This window comes from Actinomycetospora chlora (assembly GCF_039542135.1).
Taxonomy (GTDB): Bacteria; Actinomycetota; Actinomycetes; order Mycobacteriales; family Pseudonocardiaceae; genus Actinomycetospora; species Actinomycetospora chlora.
In genome coordinates, this window is the sequence record NZ_BAABHO010000125.1 from 1 (window position 1) to 801 (window position 801).

1 protein-coding gene is annotated in these 801 nt (G+C 71.2%); it reads right to left on the reverse strand.

The annotated features are described in order from the left end of the window. Positions 1 to 801 (reverse strand): beta strand repeat-containing protein (locus ABD994_RS30980; protein ID WP_345425502.1); only part of this gene is annotated, 801 nt, incomplete at both ends.

Sequence of the window (801 nt, forward strand, 5' to 3'; positions counted from 1 at the left end):
TGACGTTCCCCGTGCCGGAGCCCTGGTTGACGTTGCCGCCGAGGCCGCCCTGGTTCACGTTCCCGCCGAGCCCGCCCTGGTTCACGTTGCCAGCGCCGGAGCCCTGGTTGACGTTGCCGCCGCCCGAGCCCTGGTTGACGTTGCCGAACCCGCTGCCCTGGTTGACGTTGCCGCCGCCGGAGCCCTGGTTGACGTTGCCGAACCCGCTGCCCTGGTTGACGTTGCCGCCACCGGCACCCTGGTTGACGTTCCCGCCGAGGCCGCCCTGGTTGACGTTCCCGCCGAGGCCGCCCTGGTTCACGTTGCCCTGGATCACGGGGTTCGGTGTGGGGTTCAGGTGATCCGGGACGATCCCGCTCTGGACGTTCCCACCCACCCCCGGCACGTTGACGTGTCCGTCGCCAGCATGCTGGTTGACGTTGCCCCCGCCGCTGCCCTGGTTGACGTTGCCGCCACCGGCGCCCTGGTTGACGTTGCCGCCACCAGCACCCTGGTTGACGTTGCCGCCCAGGCCGCCCTGGTTCACGTTGCCGCCGCCGGCGCCCTGGTTGACGTTCCCCGTGCCGGAGCCCTGGTTGACGTTGCCGCCACCCGAGCCCTGGTTGACGTTGCCGCCGAGGCCGCCCTGGTTGACGTTGCCGCCGCCGGCGCCCTGGTTGACGTTCCCCGTGCCGGAGCCCTGGTTGACGTTGCCGCCACCCGAGCCCTGGTTGACGTTGCCGCCGAGGCCGCCCTGGTTGACGTTGCCGCCGAGGCCGCCCTGGTTGACGTTCCCCGTGCCGGAGCCCTGGTTGACGTTGC